Below are 25,286 nucleotides of genomic sequence, written 5' to 3'. Positions count from 1 at the left end.
CCCTTTCCGCAGGAAAGGGCTCTGACCCCGTGCGTCAATGTCCATCCACGCATGGCGTGGATCTACTGCATCACCGCTGCGGCGTGATCACTTGGGTCGGCAACCGTGCCGGCGGTTCCGGATTGGGTACCCAGATCGCCACGCCGGCGGCGCGCTTCTGCGTGGTCGGAATGCCGATGCCGACGCCACCGCCCACATGCGAGCCGAAGGTGCCGGCGCCCACCGACATGCCCACCGGTGAGCCGCTGCTGCCCACGCCCATCAGCACCACGCCATTGGCGCCCAGTGCCGCCGCTTCACGCTTCAGGCGTGCCACCGCAGCATCGGTCTGGCCCTGCGTGCCGAAGCCCACGGCAGATGCCGATTCCAGCTGCGCGATTTCCTGCGAGCCGGCCGGTGGCGTGGAATAGATCTGCACCAGTGCCGGATCGATCGGCGCGCGGGCGCGCCCCAGCATGACCTTGGAGGTGCTGGCACAACCGGCGGCGACCAGCAGGATGGCCGCCAGCGCGGCCCAACGGATGTTCATGGCACGACCCCTGTAGGACTGGTTGCGATCTTCGGTGGGCCACTCTGAATCGGCGCCAACACCCGGGCCCGGGCACCCACGGCAGCACGCTAGCACGCGTCGGGTGACAGCCCCGCCAACGGCAGTAGGCGGCGACCGCGTGAACGACTATGGTGGACAGACAGGAACCAACTGCGGGAGAGCGGAATGGGCGTGATCAGTCTGTTGTGGGGCGTACTGGCGCTGTTGTGGATGATCCTGGCGCTGATTCCGCTGCTTGGCTGGGGCAACTGGTTCCTGATCCCGTTCGCCGCCGTCGGCGCGGTGATCGCCGCGCTGGGCATCCTGTTTACCCACCCGACCAAGCGCGGTCGGGCCTGGGCCGGGCTGGTGCTGAACGGCATCGTGGTGGTGGTCGGCATCCTGCGCCTGGGCCTGGGCGGCGGCGTGATCTGAATCCCGGCACCCGGTGCGACCGGGCGTCGCAGGTACACGGCTGCTGGCCGGGCAGGGGCGTACAATGAGCGGCTGCGCGAGCCCCCCGCGTGCCTGTGATTCCGCGCCTGGCGCGGCTGCCCGATGATCATCCGACCCCGTCCCCACGGCTGGCAACTGCTGTACATCCTGCGCGGCTCGATCGTCAAAGCGATCGCGCCGAAGGTGCTGGCCATCCTGATCCTGTCCATTGCCGTGGCGGCCGTGGTGGAACTGGCCCCGCCGACCGGCATCGAACGCGTGTCGGTCACGCCGTTCACCCTGCTCGGCCTGGTCCTGTCGATCTTCCTCAGCTTCCGCAACAGCGCCTGCTATGACCGCTGGTGGGAAGGCCGCAAGCTGTGGGGCCAGCTGGTCTACGAATCACGTTCGCTGGCCCGCCAGGTGCACCTGCTGCTGGCCGATGACAGCGGCCGCCGTCGCCGCATCGCGTACCTCACCACCGCGTTCGCCCATGCGCTGGCCGCGCGCCTGCGTGGACGCATCGTGGCCCTGGCCGCCTTGCCATGGCTGGACAAGCCGCAACGCGAGCAGCTGGGCCAGCGCGAGAACGTGCCGGATGCATTGCTGTCGATGATCGCTGCCGAGCTGGCCCAGGCGCTGCGCGCCGGCGAGCTCGATCCGATTCTCTACACCCAGCTGGAGGAGCGCCTGCACGCGATGTCGTCGATCCAGGCCGGCTGCGAGCGCATCCTCACCACGCCGCTGCCGTTCGCCTACACCCTGCTGCTGCATCGCTGCGCATGGATGTTCTGCGTGCTGCTGCCGTTCGGCCTGGCCAGTTCGCTGGGCTGGGGCACGCCGGTGCTGTCGGCGGTGCTGGCCTATGCCTTCTTCGGCCTGGACCAGCTGGGCGAAGAAATGGAAGACCCGTTCGGCCTGGAGCCGAACGACCTGCCGCTGGACGCGCTGGTGCGCACGATCGAGATCGACCAGCTCGACGCGCTCGGCGAACGCCCCTTGCCCGAACCCCTGCTGCCGCAGGGTTATCTGTTGCAATAGCCACTCCTCGGAGCCTGCCATGTCCCATCCGCTTTACCGCCCGCGCCGCATGCGCCACGACGAGTTTTCGCGCCGCCTGATGCGCGAGAACACGCTGACCACCGACGACCTGATCTACCCGGTGTTCGTGCACGAACTGGCGGGCCGCACCGCAGTGCCGTCGATGCCGGGCGTGGAGCGGCTGTCGATCGAAGAGCTGCTGAAGGTGGCCGAAGAAGCGCTGGAACTTGGCATTCCGGTGATCGACCTGTTCCCGGTGATCGACCCGTCGCTGAAGTCGCTGGACGCGTCGGCGGCGTGGGCCGAGGACGGCCTGGCGCAGCGTGCGATCCGCGCGCTGAAGTCGCGCTTCCCGGAACTGGGCGTGATGACCGACGTGGCGCTGGACCCGTACACCACCCACGGCCAGGACGGCATCATCGACGACAAGGGCTATGTGCTGAACGACATCACGGTCGAAGCGCTGGTCAAGCAGTCGGTGTCGCACGCCGAGGCCGGTGTGGACATCGTCTCGCCGTCGGACATGATGGACGGCCGCATTGGCGCGATCCGCCGTGCGCTGGATGCCGACAACCACATCAACGTGCGCATCATGGCCTACTCGGCCAAGTACGCCTCGGCGTTCTACGGCCCGTTCCGTGATGCGGTGGGCAGCGCGGCCAGCCTCGGCAAGGCCGACAAGAAGACCTACCAGATGGACCCGGCCAACGGCGACGAGGCCCTGCGCGAGATCGCGCTGGACCTGGAAGAGGGCGCCGACATGGTGATGGTCAAGCCGGGCATGCCGTACCTGGACCTGGTGCGCCGGGTGAAGGACACGTTCGGCGTGCCGACCTTCGCCTACCAGGTCAGTGGCGAGTACGCGATGATGAAGGCCGCCTTCGCCAACGGCTGGCTGGACGAGCGTGCCTGCGTGCTGGAGTCGCTGCTGGGCTTCAAGCGGGCCGGTGCCGATGGCGTGCTGACCTATTTCGCGCCGCAGGTGGCGCGATGGCTGCGCGAGCGCTGACAATAGCGCCACGATAGACGGAGGACTGCGCGATGGGACCCGAACTGGGATGGATGCAATGGCTGATCTGGGGCACCGGTGTCCTGGTGTTCGGTGCCATCATCGTCGGTGTCTTCATCGCCGCCTGGCGGGCTGGCAAGCGCCCGCCGGAGCAGCTTTCCGCCGCCCGCCACGTAGCCCGTGAGCAGGCCCTGCCGGACAGCGTGCAGGCCGAGCTGGCTGCGTTGAACCAGCGCAAGGACAACGGCCAGCTGAGCGAGATGGAGTACGAGCAGTTGCGCGCCAAGGTGCTGTCGCGCTGACGGGCAATCCCCGGGGTCGGATCCCTTTCCGCAGGAAAGGGCTCTGACCCCTTCGCGGGCGACCCCTTCGCGGGCGCCATCCACGCATGGCGTGGATCTACCGCACGCACCCGGCCACCGCCGCCACCCTGGGCACCGCCAACCGGTACACGTCCACGCCACCGGCGCGCGGCGCCTTTGCCGCGCTGCTGGCCACCATCATCTCGCCGGGCCTGGCGTTGTCGATCACCGGCGTGCCGGTCCAGCCGCCGGCCTGGTTGAACGATAGTCCCAGCGGCTGCAGCGCCACACCGCTCCACGCACAGCCGCTGCTCCAGACCTGCGCGGTACTGCCGTGGCCGCGGCTGAACACCACGGCGCCGTCATGGCCCAGCCAGTCGCCGTCGGTCTCGTCGTCGGCGCTGTTCAGCGCGCTCAGTGCGGTGGCCGGGCCACGCAGGCCCTGCGCATCCAGCGTCGCTACGAACAGGTCCCAGCCGGCGCCATGGCCCTGCTGGCGGGCAAACAACAGCTGCTTGCCATCCGCGCTCAGGGCCGGTCCGCGCTCTTCCCGGCGCCCGCCGTCACCGCCCAGCGGCTGCGCTGGGCCCAGCCGGCCATCGGTGGCCAGCGCAGCGCGGTACAGCGCCAGCGCGCCCTCGCGGCCGGCCGCGAACAGCAGCCAGCGGCCATCACGGCTGAAGTAGGGATCACGGGCTTCACCGGCCACGCCGACCGGCAGTGCCTGTGCCTGCTGCCAACGACCGTCGACCACGCGTGCCTCCCAGAGGCCCCAGCCGGCTTCGTCGCGGCGGGCGAAAACGATGCGCTGGCCATCGGCGCTGATCGTGGCGCGACCCTCGTCTGCGCGGGTCGAGACCACGCCCATGCCTTCGATGCCGTACTCGTTCAACGCCATCGCCACGGGGGCAGAGAGTAGACTGGCGGCAAGCACCAGCAGGGGCGGGGTGATGCGCATCATCCGGTTCCATGCACGAACAGAGCATCAGTCTAGCCAGCTTGAGGATTCCATGACCGACCGTTACGCCGTCTTCGGACACCCCGTCGCCCATTCGAAGTCGCCGCAGATCCATGCGTCGTTCGGTCGCCAGGAAGGCATCGCCATCGACTATCGCGCGATCGACCTGGCCCCGGAGGCGTTCCTGGCCGGCCTGGAGGCCTTCGCTGCCGAGGGCGGTGTCGGTGCGAACGTCACCCTGCCGCACAAGGAAACCGCGTTCTCGGTGTGCACCACGCTGACCGCACGGGCGCGCCGCGCCGGATCGGTCAACACGCTGCTGCGCAAGGGCGACCGTTGGCACGGCGACACCACCGATGGCATCGGCCTGGTGCGCGACCTGACCGACCGCCACGGCCTGGACCTGCGCGGCCGTCGCGTGCTGATGATCGGTGCCGGTGGCTCGGCGCGCAGCGTCGCCCCGGCGCTGCTCGATGCCGGCATCACCGAACTGGTGGTGGTCAACCGCACGCCGGAACGTGCCGACGAGCTGATCGATGCCATGGGCGAACCGGGCCGCGCGATCAGCCGCTACTGGGAGGACCTGCGCGACCTGGGCGACTTTGAACTGATCGTCAACGCCACCTCGGCGGGCCGCGACCGCGATGTCGAGTTCAAGCTGCCGCTGTCGCTGGTCAACTCGATGACCACCGCCGTCGACCTGAACTACGGCGAGGCGGCGATCGCCTTCCTGGCATGGGCACGCGCGGCGAACTGCCGCAACACCGTGGATGGCCTGGGCATGCTGGTCGAACAGGCCGCCGAGAGCTTCCTGCAGTGGCACGGCGTACGCCCGCAGACCGACGAGGTCTACCAGGCGCTGCGCCAGGGCCCGGCTGTGTTGGCCGGCGAGGACTGATCGATGGACGGCACGACCTTGATGGTGACCGTGCTGAGCATGGTCGGTGTGCGCCTGCCGGTGCTGATCGCGCTGTGCGTCGGCCTGGTCTGGGTGGTCGGTGCGCCGCGCGATGCGACCCGCACCGGCGCCCTGGTCGGCCTGCTGCTGTTGCTGTTGACCAGCCTCGGTGGGATGGCGGCGGGCATCCTGCCGATGTGGATGGTCCGCAGTGGTGATTTCAGTGCCGTGTCGAGCCTGAGCGCCATCCTCGGCGTGCTGCATTTCGCGCTGGCAATGGTCGAGGCCATCGGCGTGGTGCTGCTGGTGTGGGCGCTGGTGCGCCTGCTGCGGCTGCGCGGCAACGCGGTGCAGTGACACCGCGGTGACGGCCCAGGGCCGTCGCCAGCAGCGTCCGGCGTGTTCATCCAGCCGCCGGGCGTCGCCGCTGCCCCGTTCAGGCAGCCAGCGGCGGCGGACATGGCCGGCCATGCGACAATGACCGGCCCGATCCAGCCACGGTAATTCCCGGCGTGACCGAAACCGTCGCCGCTCCGCGCACGCTCGATGACCCCTTGAAGGACGCGATCCGCAAGGCGTACACGACGCTGCAGGCCAATACTCCCGGCTTCTCCACCCGCCGCTCGCAGAGCCAGATGATCGGCGTGGTGTCACGCGCGCTGTCGAAGAGCGGCGGCGTTGGCGTGGTCGAGGCGCCGACCGGCGTCGGCAAGAGCCTGGGTTACCTCACTGCGGGCGTACCGATTGCGCTGGCCAGCAAGAAGAAGCTGGTGATCAGCACCGGCACCGTGGCGCTGCAGTCGCAGCTGGTCGAGCGCGATATCCCGAATTTCCTCAAGGCCACCGGCCTGGAAGCAACCGTGGCGCTGGCCAAGGGCCGTACCCGCTACCTGTGCACGCGTAACGCCGCCGAAGCACAGGGCGAGGGCTCGCAGGGCGGCATGTTCGAGGATGATGCACCACTGTTCGACCGGCCGCTGGCGCCGATCGAGATGGACATCGCCAAGCGCCTGACCGATGCCTTCACCGGCGGCAGCTGGGACGGCGATATCGACAATGCGCCGGAGACCATCAGTCCCGGCCTGCGCAGCCGCATCACCACGCCGGCCTCGGGCTGCGCCGGGCGCCGTTGTGCGTATTCGGCGCAGTGCGCGGTGCTGCGTTCACGCAACACCGTGCGCGATGCGCAGATCGTGGTCACCAACCACGCGCTGCTGCTGTCGGCGCTGTCGATCGGCGACAGCGACAACGGCCAGCCGTTGATCGCGCCGCCGTCGGACATGCTGCTGGTGCTGGACGAAGGCCATCACATCGGCAACGTGGCGATCGACCAGGGCGCGGCCAGCCTGGCGCTGGATGAAATGGCCAAGCGCACCGGGCGCCTGCAGATCCTGATTGCCGGTGCCTACCGCGCGGTCGACAAGGACCGCCTCGGCAACCTGCTGCCGAACGAAGCGATCGAGGTCGCCAGCAACGTCGCCAAGCAGCTGCGCGCGTTCCGCGATCACATCGAGCGGGTGTGGATGCCGGCGCCAGCGGACGAGGAGCCGATGTGGCGCGCGGCCAACGGCCGTTTGCCGGAGGCCTGGCGCGAGCCGATCGAGGCACTGGCCGACGAGACCCGCAGCCTCTACAACTGGGCGCATGCCGCTACCGCGCAGGTGGCCAAGGGCAAGCCGGACGACGCCGCGCGCGAGCGCCTGCAGCGCAACCTGGGCATGGCGCTGGAAATGATCGAGCAACAGTACAACCTGTGGCAGGCCTGGCGCCGCGAGGACAAGGACGGCGCGCCGCCGATGGCGCGCTGGGTCACCGCCACCCGCGACGGCGACCTGGTGCTGCACGGCTCGCCGGTATCGGCCGCGCACGTGCTGCGCAAGCTGCTGTGGGATGAGGTGGACTCGGTGGTGATGACCTCGGCGACGCTGACCGGCGGTGGCGATTTCCAGTCGCTGGCGATCGACAACGGCATTCCGGAAGAGGCCGAGATGGTCTCGCTGTCGTCGCCGTTCGACCTGCCCAACCAGGCCGAGCTGATCGTGCCCAGGTTCCCGGTCACCCCCGACGACCGCGAAGGCCATCCCCGCGAAGTGGCGCGCTACCTCGACACCGAGTTGGATTGGGCCAAGGGCTCGATGGTGCTGTTCACCTCGCGCTGGAAGATGGAAAAGGTGGCCGGGCTGATGCCGGCCGCGCGGCGCAAGCAGGTGCTGGTACAGGGCGAGATGTCCAAGACCCGGCTGATCGAAGAGCACCTGCGCCGCGTCGCTGCCGGCGAAGGCTCGGTACTGTTCGGCCTGAACTCGTTCGGCGAAGGCCTCGACCTGCCCGGCGAAGCCTGCACCACGGTGGTGATCACCCAGGTACCGTTCGCGGTGCCGACCGATCCGCAGACCGCCACGCTCAGCGAATGGTTCGAAGGCCGCGGGCTCAATGCGTTCAACCTGATCGCCATTCCGCACGCGCTGCGCACGTTGACCCAGTTCGCCGGCCGCCTGATCCGCACCTCCACCGACACCGGCCGCGTGATCATCCTCGATTCGCGGCTGCTGACCCGCCGCTACGGCAAGCGCATCATCGACGCGCTGCCGCCGTTCAAGCGCGTGATCGGCTGAGACGGGGTCGGATCCCTTCCGAAGGAAGGGCTCTGACCCGACCACGCCCTCTGTCGCTCAATCGCCCTCCGGATTCCGGCAGGCCTGGTTGCCCATCGCATTGTGGTAATCGCGATCAAAGCAGCGCAGGAAGCCATCGAGCACGTCCAGGTTGGGCGGCCACGGCACATCCACCTTCTGCCCGCCGGCGGTCGTGAAATGATAACGCCCATCCTTCAGCGCCTTGGCAATCTGCTCCGGCGCAGGAATCGCAATCAACCTTGCTCGCGCTTTCTCCAGCGCCGCACGATCACGCTGCAGGAAGGCGATCGTGCCGTCCACGTAGGCGTTCCAGTAACCGGGGTCGGTGGCGGTGGGCTTGTAGGTGCGCTGCATCAGCGCCACCGCCTCCGGGTACTGGCCCGCCTCCGCACGCATCTGGCTTTCATGCCACAGAATCATGGTGTTGCCCGCAGCCTTGGGCAGCACAGCATAGGCGGCGAGCAGATCAGCGGCTTCACGGTGGCAGCCACGGTCGGCCAGCGTGCGCCAGCCACCTTCCAGGTCCTGATCGAACGCATCCGGTTCCATCGCCAGCATCGCTGCACGGTCGTAGCTGCAGTCGGGTGCTTTGGGTGGTTCTGCTGACGTGCCCATGGCAGCGGCCAGTGCAAAGAAAAGCAACATCCTCTCAACCTCCGTGTTGATGACCTCCTGGCCACCATAACGGATCACGACGGGTAGTGCCGGCCGCTGGCCGGCAACCTCAATGATGTGGGACGCGGCGTGCAGATGCCGGCCAGCGGCCGGCACTACCGCGCAGGGATCAATCGCCGAGCAGGGCGGTGTTGCGTACGGCGCCCTTGTCGGCGCTGGTGGCGAGCAGAGCGTAGGCCTTCAACGCGCTGGTGACCTTGCGCGGGCGCGGCGCACGCGGTTTCCAGCCGCGTGCATCGGCCTCGCTGCGGCGCTGGACCAGCGTGGCCTCATCCAGCAACAGGTCGATGCGGCGGGCCGGGATGTCGATGCGGATGCGGTCACCGTCTTCCACAAGCCCGATCGCGCCGCCACTGGCCGCTTCCGGCGAAACGTGGCCGATCGACAACCCCGAGGTGCCACCGGAGAAGCGGCCATCGGTGAGCAGCGCGCACTGCTTGCCCAGTCCCTTCGACTTCAGGTAGCTGGTCGGGTACAGCATCTCCTGCATGCCCGGGCCGCCCTTCGGCCCTTCGTAGCGGATCACCACCACCTCGCCCGGCTGCACCTCGTCGGCGAGGATGCCGGCGACGGCGGCGTCCTGGCTTTCGTAGACGCGTGCGGGGCCTTCGAACACATGGATCGATTCGTCCACGCCGGCGGTTTTCACCACGCAGCCATCGACGGCCAGATTGCCGCGCAGCACAGCCAGGCCACCTTCCAGCGAATACGCATGCTGCAGCGAGCGGATGCAGCCCTCGGCGCGGTCCAGGTCCAGCGCGGGCCAGCGCGTGGCCTGGCTGAAGGCCTCCTGGGTGGGGATGCCGGCCGGGCCGGCCTTGAAGAAGGTATGCAGGGTGTCGTTGTCGCTGCGCGCCACGTCCCAGCGTTCCAGCGCTTCGGCCAGGCTGGCGCTGTGCACGGTCGGCACTGTGGTATCGAGCAGGCCGGCGCGATCCAGTTCACCGAGGATGCCGAACACGCCGCCGGCGCGGTGCACGTCCTCGATGTGGTACTTCGGTGTGTTCGGCGCCACCTTGCACAGCTGCGGGACGCGTCGCGACAGCGCGTCGATGTGGGTCAGGTCGAAGTCGACCTCCGCTTCCTGCGCTGCGGCCAGCAGATGCAGGATGGTGTTGGTGGAGCCGCCCATGGCGATGTCCAGGGTCATCGCGTTGGCGAACGCGGCCTGGGTGGCGATCCCGCGCGGCAGCGCGCTCGGGTCTTCGCCGCCGTACCAGCGATGGCAGAGCTCGACGATCAGGCGGCCGGCGCGGCGGAACAGCGCCTCGCGGTCGGCATGGGTGGCCAGCGTAGTGCCGTTGCCGGGCAGCGACAGGCCCAGCGCTTCGGTCAGGCAGTTCATCGAGTTGGCGGTGAACATGCCCGAGCAGGAGCCGCAGGTGGGGCAGGCGCTGCGTTCAAAGGCCGCGACCTTCTCGTCGGAGGCGCTGTCATCGGCGGCCACCACCATCGCGTCGACCAGGTCCAGCTTGTGCTCGGACAGCTTTGTCTTCCCCGCTTCCATCGGCCCGCCGGAGACGAACACCACCGGGATGTCCAGGCGCAGCGCAGCCATCAGCATGCCGGGGGTGATCTTGTCGCAGTTGCTGATGCACACCAGCGCGTCGGCGCAGTGCGCGTTGACCATGTACTCCACGGCGTCGGCGATGATCTCGCGGCTGGGCAGCGAATACAGCATCCCGTCGTGGCCCATCGCGATGCCGTCGTCCACGGCGATGGTGTTGAATTCCTTGGCGACGCCACCGACCTGTTCGATTTCGCGCGCGACCAGCTGGCCGAGGTCCTTCAGGTGCACGTGGCCGGGCACGAACTGGGTGAAGGAGTTGGCGATGGCAATGATCGGCTTGTGGAAGTCGCCGTCCTTCATGCCGGTGGCACGCCACAGGGCGCGGGCGCCGGCCATGTTGCGGCCGGCGGTGGAGGTGCGGGAACGGTATTCGGGCATGGCTGGCGGAACGGGCGGGCCGTACGACGTGGGGGTCAGCCGATCATGGCCAATTTTTTCGGTTGCTGCTGCAACCACCTTCACCGCTTGCGGCGGCTTGGTGGTCCGCGCATTTCCCCTTATCCCCGCGCCTGCGGCGCGCCCCCTTGAACAACAAGGGGGCTTCTCGCCGGAGACTTGGCTGCGCGCGCCGGGCATAGCGCGGCGCCGCGGGGCGTGTGCCAACCAAGGTTGGCACCTACCAGTGCGGTGTGCCGCCCGGGGTCGGATCCCATCGCAGCGCGATGGGCTCTGACCCCAATGCCGACGAAAATGAAAGGCCGTTCATCTTTCCCGCTTTGCCGATTCCGGTTGTTGGTGAGGATTTGGCATCATTGGGCATTGATCCGTATACAGGGCATGAGGCCATGAAACGTTCCCGCACCACCGCGCTGCTGCTGATGAGCGCTGCGCCGCTGCTGTTCACCGCCTGCCAGAAGGAGCCGGAGGTGAAGGTGCAGGAAGGCCTGTACACCTCGGTCGAGGCCTGCACCGAGGCCACCGGTGATCCGTCGTCGTGCCGCAATGCCTTTGCCGAAGCGCAGAAGCAGGCCGCCGATGCGGCGCCGAAGTACGCCAGCAAGGAAGCCTGCGAGAAGGATTACAAGCCGGAGCAGTGCGTGCAGCAGCACACCTCGGCCGGCACCTCGTTCATCGGCCCGATGATGATGGGCTTCTTCATGTCGCAGATGCTGAGCAACCGCGGCGGCCTCGCCCCGCAGGCGCCGGCGTCGGCACCGGCATACCAGGACAAGAACGCTGGCTGGGCGCGCCCGGCACCGGGCGGCACCGGTGGCCTGAACACCGCCAGCGGCATCGGCGCCGGCAAGGCCGGTCTGGCACCGGTCACCAGCGAACCGAACCGTGCGGTCACTGCCAGCCGTGGTGGCTTCGGCAACACCAGCGCACGCCGCAGCACCAGCGGCAGCTACGGCGGCTGATCGACCCATGCAGCGCATCCGGATTGCCGAGCGTGCCCAGTGGCGGGCACGCGCGGAGGAAGCGGGTTTCCGTTTCCATACCATCGATGGCCAGCCCTACTGGGATGAAAGCGCGTACTACGCGTTCACCCTGCGCCAGATCGAACAGGACATCGAAGACCCCAGTGCCGAGCTGCACCAGATGGCGCTGGACCTGGTCGGTGATGTCATCGGCAGCGAGCGGTTGATGGACCAGCTGGCGATTCCGTCGCATTACCGCGACTGGATCGCCGACAGCTGGCGCCAGCGCCAGCCGCACCTTTACGGCCGCCTGGACCTGGCCTACGACGGCACCGGCCCGGCCAAGCTGTACGAGCTGAACTACGACACGCCGACCTCGCTGTTCGAGGCCAGCTTCTTCCAGTGGCAGTGGCTGGAAGACCAGCGCAACGCCGGCCGCCTGCCGCAGCATGCCGACCAGTTCAATGCGATCCATGAGGCGCTGGTCGAGCGCTTCGGCGAACTGGCCACGCAGCTGCCGCCGCCGTTGTACTTCAGCGCGGTGGGAAGCTCGGAAGAAGACCGTGGCACTGTCGATTACCTGCGCGACTGCGCGTCGCAGGCCGGCCTGCATGGCCAGGCCATCGCGATCGAGGACATCGGCCTGTCCGAGGACGGCCGCTTCACCGCGCTGGATGATTCGGTGATCGGCACGCTGTTCAAGCTGTACCCGCTGGAAGACCTGATGGCCGAAGAGTTCGGCCGCGCGCTGCCCGGTTCGGGCGTGCAGTTGCTGGAACCGGCGTGGAAGGCAGTGCTGAGCAACAAGGGCATCCTGCCGTTGCTGTGGCAGCGCAACGTAGGCCATCCGAACCTGCTGGAGGCGCACTTCGATGACGGCAGCACGCTGGCCCCGGGCTGGGTGCGCAAGCCGCTGTTCTCGCGCGAAGGTGCCAACATCGAGATGCACCTGGCCGACGGCAGCACCCAGCGCAGCGACGGTCCCTATGACGGCCCGGCGATCATCCAGCGCGCCCATCCGCTGACCCGCTTCGAAGGTGGCTACCCGCTGATCGGCAGCTGGGTGGTGGGTGACCACGCCTGCGGCATCGGCATCCGCGAGGACGACAGCGCGATCACCCGCGACAGTGCGCGGTTCGTGCCGCACGCGATCGTCGACGAGGCGCCGACGCGGATCTACGTCTGATGACGGTGCGGCGTTGGCCTGGCCGGCATGGGCGTGCCACGCCCGCGCCGGGCCGGCATTTCGATGACGGGCGCAGCCTGCAGGCCTTCGCGGACCGCGTCGCGGTGCGTTGCCACCGCTGCGATGCCCCCGGTTGGGTGATCGCCCGCTGGGAACCCTATCGATGGACCGCGCGTTTCCGCTGCACCGCTTGCAGCGCTGCATTGGACAGCGGCGACTGGGTGGGTGCGGTCCGCATTCTGGGCCGCCAGCCCTGTGGATTCTGCGGGCATCAGTGGCTGCATGTGTGTCGGCCGATTCCCGCCGGCATCCCCGCGCCTGCATCCTTCCCCGCCCGATGCGCACAGTGCGGTCGCAGCACCGAGGTCACGGTGTTGACGCGTCCCCTGCGTGACGCCGAGCCTGCCGATCCGCATTTCGGTCTGCCGCTGCGCCTGGTCGAATCGACCCGCGCGGGCCTGCTGTGGGCCTACAACGCCGAACATCTGCAGGCACTGCACGAATACGCGGGCGCGACGCTGCGCGAGGGCCGCGGCCATCATCGATCCATGTTCTCGCGCCTGCCGCAGTGGATGAAGCTGGCCCGCAACCGGGCGCTGCTGCAGCGTGCGGTGGAGCGGTTGCAGCGTCGCTTGCTGCAAGGGTAGTGCCGGCCGCTGGCCGACAGCCGAGCATGGGCTCGGCGCTACAGGAATCAGGCCGTCTGTAGAGCCGAGCCCATGCTCGGCGCCGGTCAATCGCAGGGCTACAGCAACCCTTCGCGCTTCACCGCCAGGTAGCGCTCCACCAGCGCGCCCGGCAGGGCGTCGGCGGTGACGTCCAGCACCATCACCTTCTCGCTGCGCAGCGCTTCGTGCGCCTTCGCGCGCTGCTGCAGGTACAGCGCCGCGGCACCGGCCTGGGTGGCGTCCTCCAGCGTCTGCACGTCCCCCTCCAGTACGCCGTCCAGCTCGCGCTCGCGCAGGCTGGCCACGCACACCAGGTGGCGCCGTTGCAGCAGGCGCACCGCCGCCAGCAGGTCTTCGATGTCTTCATCGCGCACGTTGCTGACCAGCATCACCAGTGCTCGCCGGCGCTGGCGCAGCGACACCTCGGTGGCAGCGGCCAGGTAATCGGTGGCCACCGCGCGTGGCTGCAGGTCGTAGCTGGCGCGCAGCAGGTGCTCGACCGTGCCCATGCCGCGCTGCGGCGCGACCCAGCGGCGTTCGCCACCGGCAGCGAACAGGCCGGCGGCATCGCCCTGGCGCAGCGCCAGGTAGGCCACCACCAGCGAGGCATTCAAGGCATGGTCGAAGTGCGAGAGACCGCCTTCGCTGGCCAGCATGCGCCGGCCACTGTCGAGCATCAGCAGCAACTGCTGGTTCTTCTCGTCCTGGTACTCGCGCGAGATCAGCTTGCGCGCACGCGCGGTGGCCTTCCAGTCCAGCTGGCGCAGGCTGTCGCCGACGCGGTACTCGCGCATCTGGTGGAAGTCGGTGCCTTCACCACGACGGCGCTTCACGTGTGCACCGACCAGCCGCGAGGCCTGGTCGGCACTGAACAACGCAAAGCGCGTGAGCGGCACGAAATTCGGATAGACCCGCACGTCCAGTGCGGGCGGCAGCGTGCGTTGCTGCCACCACAGGCGCCAAGGCGAGCGCATGCGCAGGTGCACGCCTTCGAAGCGGAAGTGCCCACGCTGCAGCGGCTGCAGGTGGTAGTGCAGCGTGGAGGCGCTACCGGCCCGCAGGCGCACGCGCTGTGGCAGCGATTCCAGCGGCCAGCCGCCGGGGACCAGGTCGAACACCTGCACCGTCATCGATTGCTCGGCCTGCAGCCGCAGCGCCGCCTCGCGGCGCACGCCCAGCGCCAGCGCTTCGGGCAGTTCGCGCTGTACCTGCGGCGACGGGCGCTGCGACTGGCGCCACAGGTCGAACAGCGCAGGCAGCGCGATGGCCACGGCGGCCAGCGCCCAGCTCCAGCGCGGCAGCAACCCGCCCAGCACCAGGCCGCCCAGGGCGGCCCAGGCCAGCAGCAGCGCCAGCAGCAGCGGGGCAGGCCTCATCGGCGCGGTGCTTCCACCTTGGCCAGCAGTGCGCCCAGCACGTCGTCGGCGTCCTGGCCTTCGATCTGCAGCTCCGGGGCCAGTGCAATGCGGTGGCGCAGTGCCGGGCGAGCAATGTCGCGCACGTCGTCCGGCGTGACGAAGTCGCGGCCGGCCAGCACCGCCTGCGCACGCGAGGCACGCACCAGCGCGATGCTGCCGCGTGGGCCGGCGCCGACCGCGATGCCCGGCCACTGCCGGGTCGCCGCGACGATGCGTACTGCGTAGTCGATCACTTCGTCATCGACGGTGATCGCCGCGGTGGCGCGCTGCAGTTCCAGCAGTTCGCCGGCACCGAGTACGCGTGGCACCTGGCTCAGGTCGAAATCGCTGGCGGCGCGGCCACTGGTGATCGCGGTCACCATGCGCTTCTCGTCCTCCAGCTGCGGGTAGTCGATCAGCACCTTCAGCAGGAAGCGGTCCAGCTGTGCCTCCGGCAGCGGGTAGGTGCCTTCCTGCTCCAGCGGGTTCTGCGTGGCCAGCGCCATGAACGGCGGCGCCAGGGTGAACGCCTTGCCTTCGATGGTCACCTGACCTTCCTGCATCACTTCCAGCAGTGCCGACTGGGTCTTGGCCGGCGCACGGTTGATCTCGTCGGCCAACAGCAGGTTGGTGAACACCGGGCCACGGCGGATCTTGAAGCTCTCGCTCTTCGGGTCGTACACCGCGTGGCCACTGACGTCGCTGGGCATCAGGTCGGGGGTGAACTGCACGCGGCCGTAATCCAGTTCCAGGGCCTGTGCCAGTGCGCGCACCAGCAGGGTCTTGCCCAGCCCGGGCACGCCCTCGATCAGCACGTGGCCACCGGCCAGCAGCGCCACCAGGATCTGGTCCAGTACATCGGCCTGGCCAATGAAGGCGTGGCCGACGGCATCGCGGATGGCATCGACGCGTTCGATCAGGCGGGCGTTGGCGGCCGCCGGCAGCTCGGGGACTTCGGTCATAGCAGGGATCTCATCTGGAGCAGCAAGCGGATGCGCTCGCGCAGGGCGGAGGAATCGTGCGGCGGAGGGGGCGTGAGCGCGCTGGCAACGCGGCCTTGCGGCCAGGACAGCAGTTCGGCGATGGCCTGTTCGCGCGGCGCGCCGTCCAGTGCGGCGGCCACCGGTGCGCGCAGGCGCAGGCGATGCAGGAACAGGGCGAGCACGGCGTCATACAGGCGCGCGCCTTGGCCGAAGCGCAGCAGCAGCTCGCCGCTGGCACGCACGTGTTCCAGCAGCGAGCGGCGTTCCAGCACCGGCGACGGCAGGCGGCTGCCGAAGCGTTGCGAACGGCCCCACAGCCAGCCCAGCAGGGCCAGCAGCAGCGGCGCCCACACCGGCCAGCCCTGGTAGAACAGGCGCGCCCACAGCGACGGCGGGCGGCTGGCGTAGACCAGCCAGAAAGTGCCCTTGCCGTAGTTCGGATCGAGCAGATAGCGGGTCAGGTCGCGGTGCGAGAGATCGTGCAGGCCGTCGCTGGCCTTGCCCGCAGCCGACGCCAGGCGTGCTGCCGGCGAATCCACCTCGCCGCGCATGAACGCCATGTCGGCCAGCACGCTCACCTTGCCCTGCCCGTGGCGCAGTCGCGCGAACACCAGGTTGCGCTCGTTGCCCCAACGCCGTTCGGTGTGTGTACGGGCGGCAAAGCCCAGCGTGAAGCGACGACCACCGCAGAACTCCACATGGCTGGGATCGTCGATGACGTGGAACGGCTGGCAGTCGCTCTGCTGGTACAGGCTGTCCACGCCCAGCTGGTCCAGCAGCGGTCCCTGCGTACTGCTGGCGTCGTCCTCTGCGGGTGGCGGCGTGCGCACCAGCAGATGGCCACCACCATCGACCCAGGCCAGCAGGGCCCTGGCCGCCGGTGCCGGCAGTTCGCTGCTGTCCTGCAGCAGCACCACCGTGTCGCGCGGACCCAGCGCCATCTGCTGCAGGTCCAGCCGCGGCCGCGAGTGCACGTCGATGCCATCGGCACGCAGGGCCTGTCCAAGCACGTACAGCGGGTTGTAGCCAGCTTCGCCCTGCGGCGGCAGCTGCACGGTCTCGGTCACCCGCTCATGCGTGCGCAGGTAGAGGATCGTCAGCGGTACGCCGAGCAGCACCAGCCCGCCCAGCAACAGCGACCAGAACAGGCGCGGGCTCATGCCAGCCACCGGTACTGCTGGCGCAGAGTGTCGGCCAGTGCATCGAAATCGGCGCGGCTGGGCAGGCGGCCACCGTAGGCGGCGTACTGCCACATGCGCACGATGCGCGCGAACAGGTCACGGTCGGTGGCATCGGGCATGCGCCGCGAGGCGCGAAGGCATTGCGCTTCGGTGGCACCGGGCGGAAGCGCGATGCCGCTGCGCTCGCCCACCGTGCGCACGCTGGCGCGGTACAGCAGGGCCAGCGCCTGACGCGGCCGGCCCTGGTCCCACAGCAGGCCGGCCTGGGTGGCCACGTCCGGCGGCAGCACGACCGGCAGCTCCACCTGTTCCTCCACCACCTGCGGTACAGCGTCGGCCTTGCGCCGGCCACTGCCGCGCAGCCACGGCAGCCACAGCCGTGCGGTCAGCAGCAGCACCAGCAGCAGGACGCCCAGCAGGGCCCACAGGCCCCACTCGGCCAGGCGCGCCAGCCAGGCAATGCCGGCCTTGCGGTTGCTGCGCTCGCCCTTGCTGCTGCCGTCGCTCTGCAGCGCCTTGTCTTCCTTCTTTTTTTCCTCGGCCTGTTCGATCGGCTTCCAGCGCGTGACCTGGCGGGTCGGGCGCTGCAGCGGATCTTCATAGGCGCGGTTCACCGCCTGGCGGAAACCGGCGGTGTCCACCGGCGCCGCACCGAAGATCACCTCCGGCGTATTGGCCGGGTCGTTGGCCGCAGTGGCGGGTTCTTCCGCGCTGTCCTCGTCCCCTTCGGCATCGCCGGCCTGCCCAGCGACCGTCTGCGCGTCCTGCGCATGCACTGGCGCGAAGGCCAGCGGCAGGGCAAGGCACAGCAGCAGCGCCAGCGTCGATGCTGCCGGCAGCAGCCGCTCGCGCAGGCGGCGCAGCGCGATCTCCACGTCCCACGCTTCCATCTGCGTACGCCGGTTCAAGTACAGGCCGAAGCCGGCGCCGACATAGAACGGTCCGATCAGCACCGATGCCAGCCAGCACGCCAGGTTGAAGCCCAGTTGCGCCCAGGCAGGCGTGTCCTGGCCGATCATGTCCCATGCGGCACGCCATGATTCGGACATCAGCTCCAGTGGCATGAACATGAACACCGCGCCGATCGCACCGGACACCAGCACCCCTTCAAAGGCCATGCAGGCCACGGTCAGCACGACGGCGGCGCCCGCAGCACCGGCCGCCACGGCGCGGCGGCGTGCACCGCGCTGGGCCGGCGCGTTGCCTTCCAGCAGGTTCACCGGCAGGCACAGGCTGCGCAGCACGCTGAAGCGGCGCCAGCCCAGGTAGCCCCAGAAGCCTGCATTGCCCCAGCTGCGCTGCGCGCGCAGCGCTGCCAGCGCGCCCACCGGCTCACCGAAGATGCCGCGCGACAGGACGTACAGCGGCGCTCGCTCGAACAGTGGCTTGCACCACCACATCGCCAGCCAGGCCCAGCCGAACGCATCCAGCCACCAGCCCAGCGCGTTGAAGATCACGAACAGCGGTGCACTGGCCAGCAGCCAGCTGCCCCATACCGCACGCGCGTGGCGGCGCGACAGGGCGCTGCCCAGCTCCATTGCTTCCCAGCCACTGCGCGCGCGCAGCGCCACGTCCAGGCGGTCAATGCGCATTGCCGCCTCCGCGCCCGCCGCGCCACAGCCACAGCAGCACGCCGGCCCACAGCACGCCGGCCACGCTGAACTTGCCCCACGCCGGCACTTCGGCAATCGACGACCAGAACGCTTCGATGAACGCGGCCACCAGCAGCATGAACGCCACGCCCAGGCACAGCCGGGCCCCGATGCGGCCGCCTTCGACCAGGGCATCCAGGCGGCTGCGCCGACCGGGGGCCAGCAGTTTCATGCCCAACTGCAGGCCGGCACCGCCGGCGATCACGATCGCGGTCAGCTCGAACGCACCATGGCCCGCGACGAAGCGCCAGAACGGATCGCCATGGCCGATGTGCTGCAGGTGGCCGGCCACCGAACCGATGATCACGCCGTTGAACAGCAGCACCAGCAGCGTGCCCAGGCCGGCCAGCAGACCACTGGCGAAGGTACGCAGGGCGATGCTGATGTTGTTCAGGATGTAGTGGCCGAACATCATCCAGTCCGTGCCGCTGTCACGCCCGAGGCGCTCGGCCGCTGGATCGTACATGCGCTCCATCTCGGCGATCTGGCGGTTGTCCATCACCATGTGGATCAGGTCCGGGTAGAGCTGCGCCAGCACGAAGCAGGCCACCGCCGGCAGCGCGAACATCGCCAGTGCCACCCACATGCTGCGCGCCTGGCTGCGCACCAGCAGCGGGAAGTCGGCCACCAGGAATTCAAGTGCACCGCGCCAGCGCGTCGGCGGCGTGCGGTACAGCACGCTGTGGCCCTGCTGCATCAACTGCTGCAGGCGCTGCACCAGCTGCGGGCTGTAGCCGCGCTCGCGGGCCAGTGCCAGCTGCTGGCACAGGCGCCGGTAGCGCTGCGGGAAGGCGGCGTCGTCCACTGCCAGCGCGCTGGCCTTGCGCCGCGTGCGGCGCGCAGCACCAGCACGCAGCAGCAGCCAGTGTTCCAGGTCCTGCCATTCCTGCTGGTAGCGGGCGACGAACTGCTCCTGCTTCATCGCCGCCCCAACAGCCAGTTGGCCATGGCATACAAGCGCAGTACGCCGACCTGGCCGTGGGTGCCGGTCAGCGGTTCGGCGATGCCGGCCAGTTCCTGCTGGCGGGCCGCCGACAGCCGTGGCGCGCGCTCGGCGAAGGCCATCAGCGCGGCCTGCTCTTCCGGTCGCAGCGGCTGCGGCGGGGCCAGCACGCTGTCGATGGTGGGCGGAGGCGGCAGGTACAGCACGGGCGCATGCACCACCACGGTGCCGGCCACCAGATCGCCCAGGCGACGGCCATGGGGATCGAACAGGCTGCTGATCAGGCCCAGTGCATAGCCGAACGGCAGCATGTCCACGGTGCGCAGCAGGTTGCGGGTGATGGCAGGCATCCAGCCTACCGGCGCGCCATCGCGCGCAAGCACGCGCAGGCCCAGCGCGCGCTTGCCGAGGGTACGGCCCCACAGCGCTTCGCAGACGATCGGGTAGGCCCAGTACACCAGGAACATCAGCACCAGGCCGAGCCCGGAGCCGAACGAATCCAGCAGTGCCAGTGGAATCGACATCACCACCAGTACCGCGATGCGCACGCCCAGATCCACCAGCCACGCCATCGCCCGTGGCACCGGGCCGGCTGCCGGCAGCTGCAGCGGCACACCCTCCGGCGTCACCACCTCGCGGTAGGTATCGAGCATCGGTGCGGCCATCAGTGCGATGGCCTTCGTTGTGGGCGCCGGAGTCCTCTCCGGCAGGCAGCCACAGGCATGGGGGTCTCGACAGGTCCTGGTCGGGCCCAGACTTTAGCAGAGCCGCATGGCGGCGTTGGCTGCTCAGCCCAGGTATTCGTCCTTCAGCCGCACGTAGTGGTCGGCCGAGTAGTGCAGCGACTCGATCTCCTTGTCGCTCAGCGTGCGCGCCGGGCGGGCCGGATTGCCCACCCACAGCTCGCCTTCGCCAACCACCTTGCCCGGGCCGACCACCGCACCGGCGCCGACGAAGCCATGGCGCTCGACGCACGCACCGTCGAGGATGCAGGCGCCCATGCCGATCAGGCTGTAGTCGCCGATCGTGCAGGCATGGATGATGCAGCCGTGGCCGACGGTCACGCCTTCGCCGATCAGGGTCGGGTAGCCGGCCTTGTTGTAGGGGCTGTGGTGGCTGACGTGGATGATCGTGCCGTCCTGCACATTGGTGCGCGCCCCGATGCGCACGTAGTTGACGTCGCCGCGGATGACCGTGCCCGGCCACACTGATACGTCCTCGGCCAGCTCCACGTCACCGATGACGGTGCAGGCCGGGTCGATGTACACGCGCTCGCCGAGGATGGGCATCTTGTCGCGGAAGGGGCGCAGCGGGTTCATCGGTGTCTCCGGAAATCAGGGCGTTCGCGACGATGATACGCGTGCGTCCGCTGGGGAAGGTACCGCCTTGGGGCCGCGCGGATACACAGTAGATCCACGCCATGCGTGGATGGTGATCTCGGTGCCGACCAAGGTCGGCAGCTACCAGAAACGGGTGCAACCGCTCAGGACGGCGCGTGCTCGGCCAGCATCCGCCGGAACAGCACGTCCAGCCAGGCGCTGTCGCCCTGTCCGGCCGGCAGCTGCGGGGCCTGCGCCGCGCGAACGGCCATCGCATGGTCAATGTACTCGCTGATGAGCGCGATGCGCGGACGAGCGCTGACCTCGGCGCTGGCGCGCTTGACCACCAGCAATGCGTCGATGGCGTGGCGCACCGGGCCGTCCGGCAGCAACCGGTCCAGCAGATCCTCGAAGGCCATCGGCGGCGGCGTGGGCTCGCTCTCGATCCACTGGCAGGCAAGCAGGGCGCGCAGCACATACAGGTACTTCTTGGTGCTGATGGTGGGCTCACCCAGGTGGCGGCTGTGTGTGGTCCTGGCCATGCTCATGTAGTGCCACCAGCTGCCCAAGGGTGAGTAGAAGCGTTGGGCCGCTTCCCACAGCAGTGCCACCGCAGCGTCATCCTGCCGGTACACGATCGGCGAACGCAGCCATTCGATCAGTGTCGGATTGGATTTTGAGACCAGCCGCAGTGCCTTGCGCAGGTCCCAGCCGCTGACATCGAGCTCATCGTCGATCGGCAGCTCGATCACATCGCGCTGCGCATCGCCCGGGCCGGTGCTCTCGTTGACGCTGAGATACCACGGCTGGCGATGCACGTAGATGAAGCGTGCATCGTAGTCGCTGTCCGGCGAAGAGAAGCCCCAGCCACGGCTGCCGGATTCGCAGGCCAGCAGCACACGCACATTGTGGCGCTGTTCGATGTCGGCGAGGCTGGAAAGAATGGCGGCGCGCTTGTCCGGCGCGATCGGGTGGATGTCGTCCATGCAGTTGTGTTCTTAATGTCGAGCGTTCTCGACTGTAGCGCAGGTCTGCATCGCTGCGCTCGCCGGGCATGGCCCGGCGCTACCAGAGGGTGACGTTCGTCGACGAGGCATGACGGGGTAGCGCCGGGCCAAGCCCGGCGAACGCGATCACGGCTCGTAGCTGTAGCCCATGCCATACACCGAACGGATCGGTTCGCCTTCCATGCCGGCGTCAGCCAGCTTGCGGCGCAGGTTGCGCACGTGGCTGTCGACGGTGCGGTCGACCACCACGCGGTGGTCCAGATAGAGGCGGTCGAGCAGCTCGTCGCGCGCCCAGATCCGGCCCGGCGTGGCCAGCAGCGTGCGCAGCAGGCGGTATTCGACCGGGGTCAGGTCCAGGCCCTTGCCGTTCCAGGTAGCGCGGGCTGCCGGTTCGTCGATATGCAGCCCGCTGTTGGCCCGCGCAACGGGGTCCGGGCGGTAGCGGCGCAGCACAGCCATCACCCGTGCGACCACTTCGCGCGGACTGAACGGCTTGCAGATGTAGTCGTCGGCACCGATGTCCAGGCCCAGCAGGCGGTCGATCTCTTCCACCCGTGCGGTGACCATGATCACCGGTACATCGCTGCTGGCGCGCAGTTCGCGGCACAGGTCCACGCCATCGCGCTGCGGCAGCATCAGGTCCAGCAGCACCAGGTCGGGCTGGTAGCGCGCGAATGCGTCGATCACCTGGCCGCCATCGTCCACCCATTCGCTGGTCATCCCGGCGGCGGCCAGGTAGTCGCGCAGCACCGAGGCCAGGCGTGGCTCATCCTCGACGATCAGGATCTTCGCGGACGCGGCGGGGGACGGGCTCATGCAGGCTCCGGCAGGGTAATGACCACGCGCAGCCCGCCCAGCGGCGATGGCTCGGCGTGGATGAGGCCGTGGTGGGCGAGGATGATGTTGTGGCTGATGGCCAGGCCCAGCCCGCTGCCGCCGCTGGCCCGGTTGCGCGAACTCTCCACCCGGTAGAAGCGCTCGAACAGCAGCGCGCATTTGTCGGCCGGCACGCCTGGCGCGGTGTCTTCCACGATCAGCTGCACGCCGGCAGGCACGCGCGCTGCCTGCACGCGTACGCGGCCCCCGGCGTGGGTGTAGCGCAATGCGTTTTCCAGCAGATTGGCCAGCACCTGCTGCAGGCGTCGTTCGTCACCGGATACCTGCAGCGGTGTGGCGGGCAGGTTCTCCTCCAGTGCCAGCCCCGCCGTGGAGAAGCGCACGCGCATGCCATTGAGCTCGCTGCTCAGCAGCGCCGCCAGGTCCAGCGGTGCGAAGCGGTAGGCCAGGCCGCCGGACTGGGTCATCGACAGGTCGTGCAGGTCGTCGATCAACTTGCCCAGTTGGCGGATCTCGCCCTGCAGGGCACCGAGGTTGGCGCGGTCCAGCGGGCGGATGCCGTCCTCGATGGCTTCCAGTTCGGCACGAACCACCGCCAGCGGCGTGCGCAGTTCGTGCGAGATATCGGCGATGAAGGCACGGCGGTTGCGCTCGGTGTCGTCCAGCGCCTGCGCCATCCGGTTGAAGTCGTTGACCAGTGCATCCAGCTCGTCATCGCTGGTGCGCTCGATGCGGGTGGCGTAGTCGCCAGCGGCGAGCCGGTGGGTGGCCGCCGCCAGTTTGGCAAGGCGCTGGCGCAGCGCGCGCGATACCAGCCAGGCCAGCAGCACCGTCACCAGCAGCAGCGCGATGCCGATCACCCACCACGCACGCATCTGGGTGTTGTAGAAGTTCAGGTCGTTGGTGGCGATGACGGTCTGGAACGGCACCATGCCCAGCCAGCCGACCGTGTGCCCGTCCACCTGCACGGCGTGCGGCTCGTCGTCGCTGGTGGCGTCCGGGTTGCCGGCTACGAACCGATGCTGTGCATCGAACAGGCCCAGGCGGGAGGGAACGCCGGTCTGGTCGGACAGCGGTGGCACGGGCCCCTCGTGCCCATGGGCCAGATCCGGGCGCAGCAGCCGCGCCCAGCGGTCACTGTCGCCGCGCAGGTGCTCCCAGCCGCCGTGCGCACTGTACTCGCGCTGCAGGTGCGGCATCACGCGCTGCATGCGCAGGTCGCCCTGGTCATTGAGGTAGTCCAGGAAGCCGGTCTGGAACGCCACGCGGCTGGCAATACCGTTCACTGCCAGCACCAGCAGGCAGGCGGTGAAGATCGCGAGGAAGGTCTTCGCGGTCAGGCCGAATTTGAGTCGAATCTTCGCCATCGCGGGGCCATTAGCGGCGCATGCGGCGCCGAAAGCAAGCGCCCGCTGAGCCGGTCGCACAATCTCCATATTCTCTGCACAGTTCCACGGCAGCGTGCACGGGTCAACGAAAGGCCCCCACGCCCCCCATGTCACTCCTGCGCCCGCTGTCCCGCTCCCCCCGTCCGCTGTTGCTGCCCCTGCTGCTGGCCCTGGCGGCCTGCTCGGCGGGCAGGCCCGAGGCCCCGGCCACCCCTGAAGTGGGCGTCATCACTGCCAGCGTGCAGCCGCTGGCCCTGCAACAGACCCTGCCCGGTCGCGCCGTACCGTTCGAGGTGTCCGAGGTGCGCCCGCAGGTCGGTGGGCTGATCCGCCAGCGGTTGTTCACCGAAGGCCAGCAGGTCAAGGCCGGCCAGCTGCTTTACCAGATCGATCCGGCGCCGTACCAGGCCGCCTTCGATACCGCGCGTGGCCAGCTGGCGCAGGCCGAGGCCACTGTGTTGTCGGCGCAGCCGAAGGCCGAGCGCACCCGCACGCTGCTGGGCATGGATGCGGCCAGCAAGCAGGACGCCGACGATGCCACCTCGGCACTGAAGCAGGCCCAGGCCAATGTGATCGCCGCGCGCGCTGCGCTGCAGGCGGCCCGCATCAACCTCGACTACACCCGGGTTACTGCACCGATCGATGGCCGCATCGGCACGTCCAGTGTCACCGCTGGCGCGCTGGTCGCCGCCGGCCAGGACGCGGCGCTGGCAACCATCCAGCGGTTGGACCCGGTCTATCTGGATGTCACCCAGTCCAGCACGCAGATGCTGGCGCTGCGCAAGCAGCTCGATGCCGGCCGGGTGAAAGCCATCGACGGCAAGGCACAGGTGAAGGTGCTGCTGGAGGACGGCAGCACGTACGCGCATGAAGGCACCCTGGAGTTTGTCGGCAGCGCAGTCGACCCGGGCACCGGCAACGTGGTGCTGCGCGCGGTCATTCCGAACCCGGAGGGCCTGCTGCTGCCAGGCATGTACCTGAGGGCGGTGCTGCCGATGGCCACCGATGCGCGCGCCCTGCTGGTGCCGCAGAAGGCGGTGCTGCGCAATGAACGTGGCGAGCCGCTGCTGCGCCTGCTCGACGCAAAGGACCGCGTGGTCGAGCGCCGGGTCAGCACCGGCCAGGTAGTGGGCAACCAGTGGCAGATCACGCAGGGGCTGAAGGCTGGCGATCGGGTGATCGTCAGCAACGGCAGCGCGGTAGCGCTTGGCCAGCAGGTGCAGGCGGTGGCGGCCACCACCGCGCAGCTGGCCGCAATGCCGGCGATCGACCCGACCGGCAATACCGACGAAACGTCGCACTGAGGCCTGCCGC

General features: G+C 68.9%; 25 protein-coding genes. 11 read left to right on the top strand and 14 right to left on the bottom strand.

Going from position 1 to position 25,286, the window contains the following annotated elements; translation table 11 throughout:
* Positions 1-70 precede the first annotated feature (70 nt).
* The gene (locus ACS0OT_RS19025) at positions 71-529 is read right to left on the bottom strand and encodes a hypothetical protein (protein WP_005420187.1); all 459 of its coding nucleotides are present in this window, start codon (positions 527-529) and stop codon (positions 71-73) included.
* 186 nt (positions 530-715) lie between these two features.
* Between ACS0OT_RS19025 and ACS0OT_RS19020 the strand changes: the two genes are divergently transcribed.
* The 4 genes from ACS0OT_RS19020 to ACS0OT_RS19005 all read left to right on the top strand — a co-directional run bounded on the left by ACS0OT_RS19020 (position 716) and on the right by ACS0OT_RS19005 (position 3,316).
* Entirely contained in the window at positions 716-964 is a 249-nt protein-coding gene (locus ACS0OT_RS19020) for a hypothetical protein (RefSeq protein WP_005420185.1), read from the top strand.
* Positions 965-1,087: 123 nt separating this feature from the next.
* Entirely contained in the window at positions 1,088-2,005 is a 918-nt protein-coding gene (locus tag ACS0OT_RS19015) for a bestrophin family protein (RefSeq protein ID WP_065177874.1), read from the top strand.
* Positions 2,006-2,024: 19 nt separating this feature from the next.
* On the top strand, positions 2,025-3,014 hold the full coding sequence (gene hemB, locus ACS0OT_RS19010) for a porphobilinogen synthase (RefSeq protein WP_005420181.1): 990 nt from the start codon (positions 2,025-2,027) through the stop codon (positions 3,012-3,014).
* Between the two features lie 32 nt (positions 3,015-3,046).
* Positions 3,047-3,316 carry a hypothetical protein gene (locus ACS0OT_RS19005; RefSeq protein ID WP_005420179.1) on the top strand — a complete coding sequence of 90 codons (270 nt, stop codon included), beginning with the start codon at positions 3,047-3,049 and terminating at the stop codon, positions 3,314-3,316.
* 97 nt (positions 3,317-3,413) lie between these two features.
* Here ACS0OT_RS19005 and ACS0OT_RS19000 read toward each other — a convergent pair whose 3' ends face one another.
* Positions 3,414-4,277, bottom strand: a complete 864-nt coding sequence (locus ACS0OT_RS19000; RefSeq protein ID WP_065196818.1) for a TolB family protein — start codon at positions 4,275-4,277, stop codon at positions 3,414-3,416.
* A 49-nt stretch (positions 4,278-4,326) separates the two neighbouring features.
* On the opposite strand from ACS0OT_RS19000, the gene aroE reads away from it, so the two are divergent.
* From aroE to dinG, 3 genes are all read left to right on the top strand, one after another.
* Positions 4,327-5,172, top strand: coding sequence for a shikimate dehydrogenase (gene aroE / locus ACS0OT_RS18995; RefSeq protein WP_005420177.1), 846 nt, complete (start codon positions 4,327-4,329; stop codon positions 5,170-5,172).
* A gap of 3 nt (positions 5,173-5,175) precedes the next feature.
* Positions 5,176-5,529 (top strand): hypothetical protein, encoded by a 354-nt coding sequence (locus ACS0OT_RS18990; RefSeq protein ID WP_005420176.1) that lies wholly within the window; start codon positions 5,176-5,178, stop codon positions 5,527-5,529.
* Positions 5,530-5,684: 155 nt separating this feature from the next.
* Entirely contained in the window at positions 5,685-7,787 is a 2,103-nt protein-coding gene (gene dinG, locus ACS0OT_RS18985) for an ATP-dependent DNA helicase DinG (RefSeq protein WP_005420175.1), read from the top strand.
* A gap of 57 nt (positions 7,788-7,844) precedes the next feature.
* On the opposite strand, the gene ACS0OT_RS18980 is transcribed toward dinG, so the two are convergent.
* Both ACS0OT_RS18980 and ilvD read right to left on the bottom strand, forming a co-directional pair.
* Positions 7,845-8,453, bottom strand: a complete 609-nt coding sequence (locus ACS0OT_RS18980; RefSeq protein ID WP_058979311.1) for a hypothetical protein — start codon at positions 8,451-8,453, stop codon at positions 7,845-7,847.
* Positions 8,454-8,592: 139 nt separating this feature from the next.
* Entirely contained in the window at positions 8,593-10,431 is a 1,839-nt protein-coding gene (ilvD, locus tag ACS0OT_RS18975) for a dihydroxy-acid dehydratase (RefSeq protein ID WP_065185880.1), read from the bottom strand.
* Positions 10,432-10,838: 407 nt separating this feature from the next.
* Here ilvD and ACS0OT_RS18970 point away from each other — a divergent pair, with 407 nt between their 5' ends.
* From ACS0OT_RS18970 to ACS0OT_RS18960, 3 genes are read left to right on the top strand one after another with little or no spacing between them, the layout of a single operon-like run.
* Positions 10,839-11,411 carry a DUF1190 domain-containing protein gene (locus ACS0OT_RS18970; protein WP_005420172.1) on the top strand — a complete coding sequence of 191 codons (573 nt, stop codon included), beginning with the start codon at positions 10,839-10,841 and terminating at the stop codon, positions 11,409-11,411.
* Between the two features lie 7 nt (positions 11,412-11,418).
* On the top strand, positions 11,419-12,597 hold the full coding sequence (locus ACS0OT_RS18965; RefSeq protein WP_065177878.1) for a glutathionylspermidine synthase family protein: 1,179 nt from the start codon (positions 11,419-11,421) through the stop codon (positions 12,595-12,597).
* On the top strand, positions 12,597-13,244 hold the full coding sequence (locus tag ACS0OT_RS18960) for a hypothetical protein (RefSeq protein ID WP_005420170.1): 648 nt from the start codon (positions 12,597-12,599) through the stop codon (positions 13,242-13,244). Before ACS0OT_RS18965 ends, ACS0OT_RS18960 begins: the two co-directional genes overlap by 1 nt.
* A gap of 98 nt (positions 13,245-13,342) precedes the next feature.
* Here the strand turns inward: ACS0OT_RS18960 and ACS0OT_RS18955 are convergent, their stop codons facing one another.
* The 10 genes from ACS0OT_RS18955 to baeS all read right to left on the bottom strand — a co-directional run bounded on the left by ACS0OT_RS18955 (position 13,343) and on the right by baeS (position 23,951).
* The gene (locus ACS0OT_RS18955) at positions 13,343-14,641 is read right to left on the bottom strand and encodes a DUF58 domain-containing protein (RefSeq protein WP_442255934.1); all 1,299 of its coding nucleotides are present in this window, start codon (positions 14,639-14,641) and stop codon (positions 13,343-13,345) included.
* A complete protein-coding gene (locus ACS0OT_RS18950) occupies positions 14,638-15,624 on the bottom strand; it encodes an AAA family ATPase (RefSeq protein WP_005411535.1) in 987 nt (328 codons plus the stop codon). Before ACS0OT_RS18950 ends, ACS0OT_RS18955 begins: the two co-directional genes overlap by 4 nt.
* Positions 15,621-16,805 carry a DUF4350 domain-containing protein gene (locus ACS0OT_RS18945; RefSeq protein WP_065177879.1) on the bottom strand — a complete coding sequence of 395 codons (1,185 nt, stop codon included), beginning with the start codon at positions 16,803-16,805 and terminating at the stop codon, positions 15,621-15,623. The genes ACS0OT_RS18950 and ACS0OT_RS18945 overlap by 4 nt, the downstream gene beginning before the upstream one ends.
* Complete coding sequence (locus tag ACS0OT_RS18940; RefSeq protein ID WP_164229303.1) at positions 16,802-18,418, bottom strand: DUF4129 domain-containing protein; 1,617 nt, start codon at positions 18,416-18,418, stop codon at positions 16,802-16,804. The genes ACS0OT_RS18945 and ACS0OT_RS18940 overlap by 4 nt, the downstream gene beginning before the upstream one ends.
* Complete coding sequence (locus ACS0OT_RS18935) at positions 18,408-19,400, bottom strand: stage II sporulation protein M (protein ID WP_065177881.1); 993 nt, start codon at positions 19,398-19,400, stop codon at positions 18,408-18,410. Before ACS0OT_RS18935 ends, ACS0OT_RS18940 begins: the two co-directional genes overlap by 11 nt.
* The gene (locus ACS0OT_RS18930) at positions 19,397-20,086 is read right to left on the bottom strand and encodes an RDD family protein (RefSeq protein ID WP_005420157.1); all 690 of its coding nucleotides are present in this window, start codon (positions 20,084-20,086) and stop codon (positions 19,397-19,399) included. Before ACS0OT_RS18930 ends, ACS0OT_RS18935 begins: the two co-directional genes overlap by 4 nt.
* A gap of 123 nt (positions 20,087-20,209) precedes the next feature.
* Positions 20,210-20,740, bottom strand: a complete 531-nt coding sequence (locus ACS0OT_RS18925; protein WP_065185876.1) for a gamma carbonic anhydrase family protein — start codon at positions 20,738-20,740, stop codon at positions 20,210-20,212.
* Between the two features lie 164 nt (positions 20,741-20,904).
* Complete coding sequence (locus ACS0OT_RS18920) at positions 20,905-21,726, bottom strand: nucleotidyltransferase domain-containing protein (protein WP_005420149.1); 822 nt, start codon at positions 21,724-21,726, stop codon at positions 20,905-20,907.
* A 147-nt stretch (positions 21,727-21,873) separates the two neighbouring features.
* The gene (locus tag ACS0OT_RS18915; protein ID WP_065177883.1) at positions 21,874-22,563 is read right to left on the bottom strand and encodes a response regulator; all 690 of its coding nucleotides are present in this window, start codon (positions 22,561-22,563) and stop codon (positions 21,874-21,876) included.
* Positions 22,560-23,951 (bottom strand): sensor histidine kinase efflux regulator BaeS, encoded by a 1,392-nt coding sequence (gene baeS / locus ACS0OT_RS18910; protein WP_065185875.1) that lies wholly within the window; start codon positions 23,949-23,951, stop codon positions 22,560-22,562. Before baeS ends, ACS0OT_RS18915 begins: the two co-directional genes overlap by 4 nt.
* Positions 23,952-24,079: 128 nt before the next feature.
* Here baeS and smeA point away from each other — a divergent pair, with 128 nt between their 5' ends.
* Positions 24,080-25,276 carry a multidrug efflux RND transporter periplasmic adaptor subunit SmeA gene (smeA, locus tag ACS0OT_RS18905; RefSeq protein WP_065177884.1) on the top strand — a complete coding sequence of 399 codons (1,197 nt, stop codon included), beginning with the start codon at positions 24,080-24,082 and terminating at the stop codon, positions 25,274-25,276.
* Positions 25,277-25,286 lie beyond the last annotated feature (10 nt).

Origin of the sequence: Stenotrophomonas maltophilia group sp. RY12688, assembly GCF_052149045.1 — a bacterium.
GTDB classification, from domain to species: Bacteria; Pseudomonadota; Gammaproteobacteria; order Xanthomonadales; family Xanthomonadaceae; genus Stenotrophomonas; species Stenotrophomonas sepilia.
The sequence above is the reverse complement of the archived record's forward strand: the minus strand, read 5'-3'. Positions and strand labels throughout refer to the sequence as shown.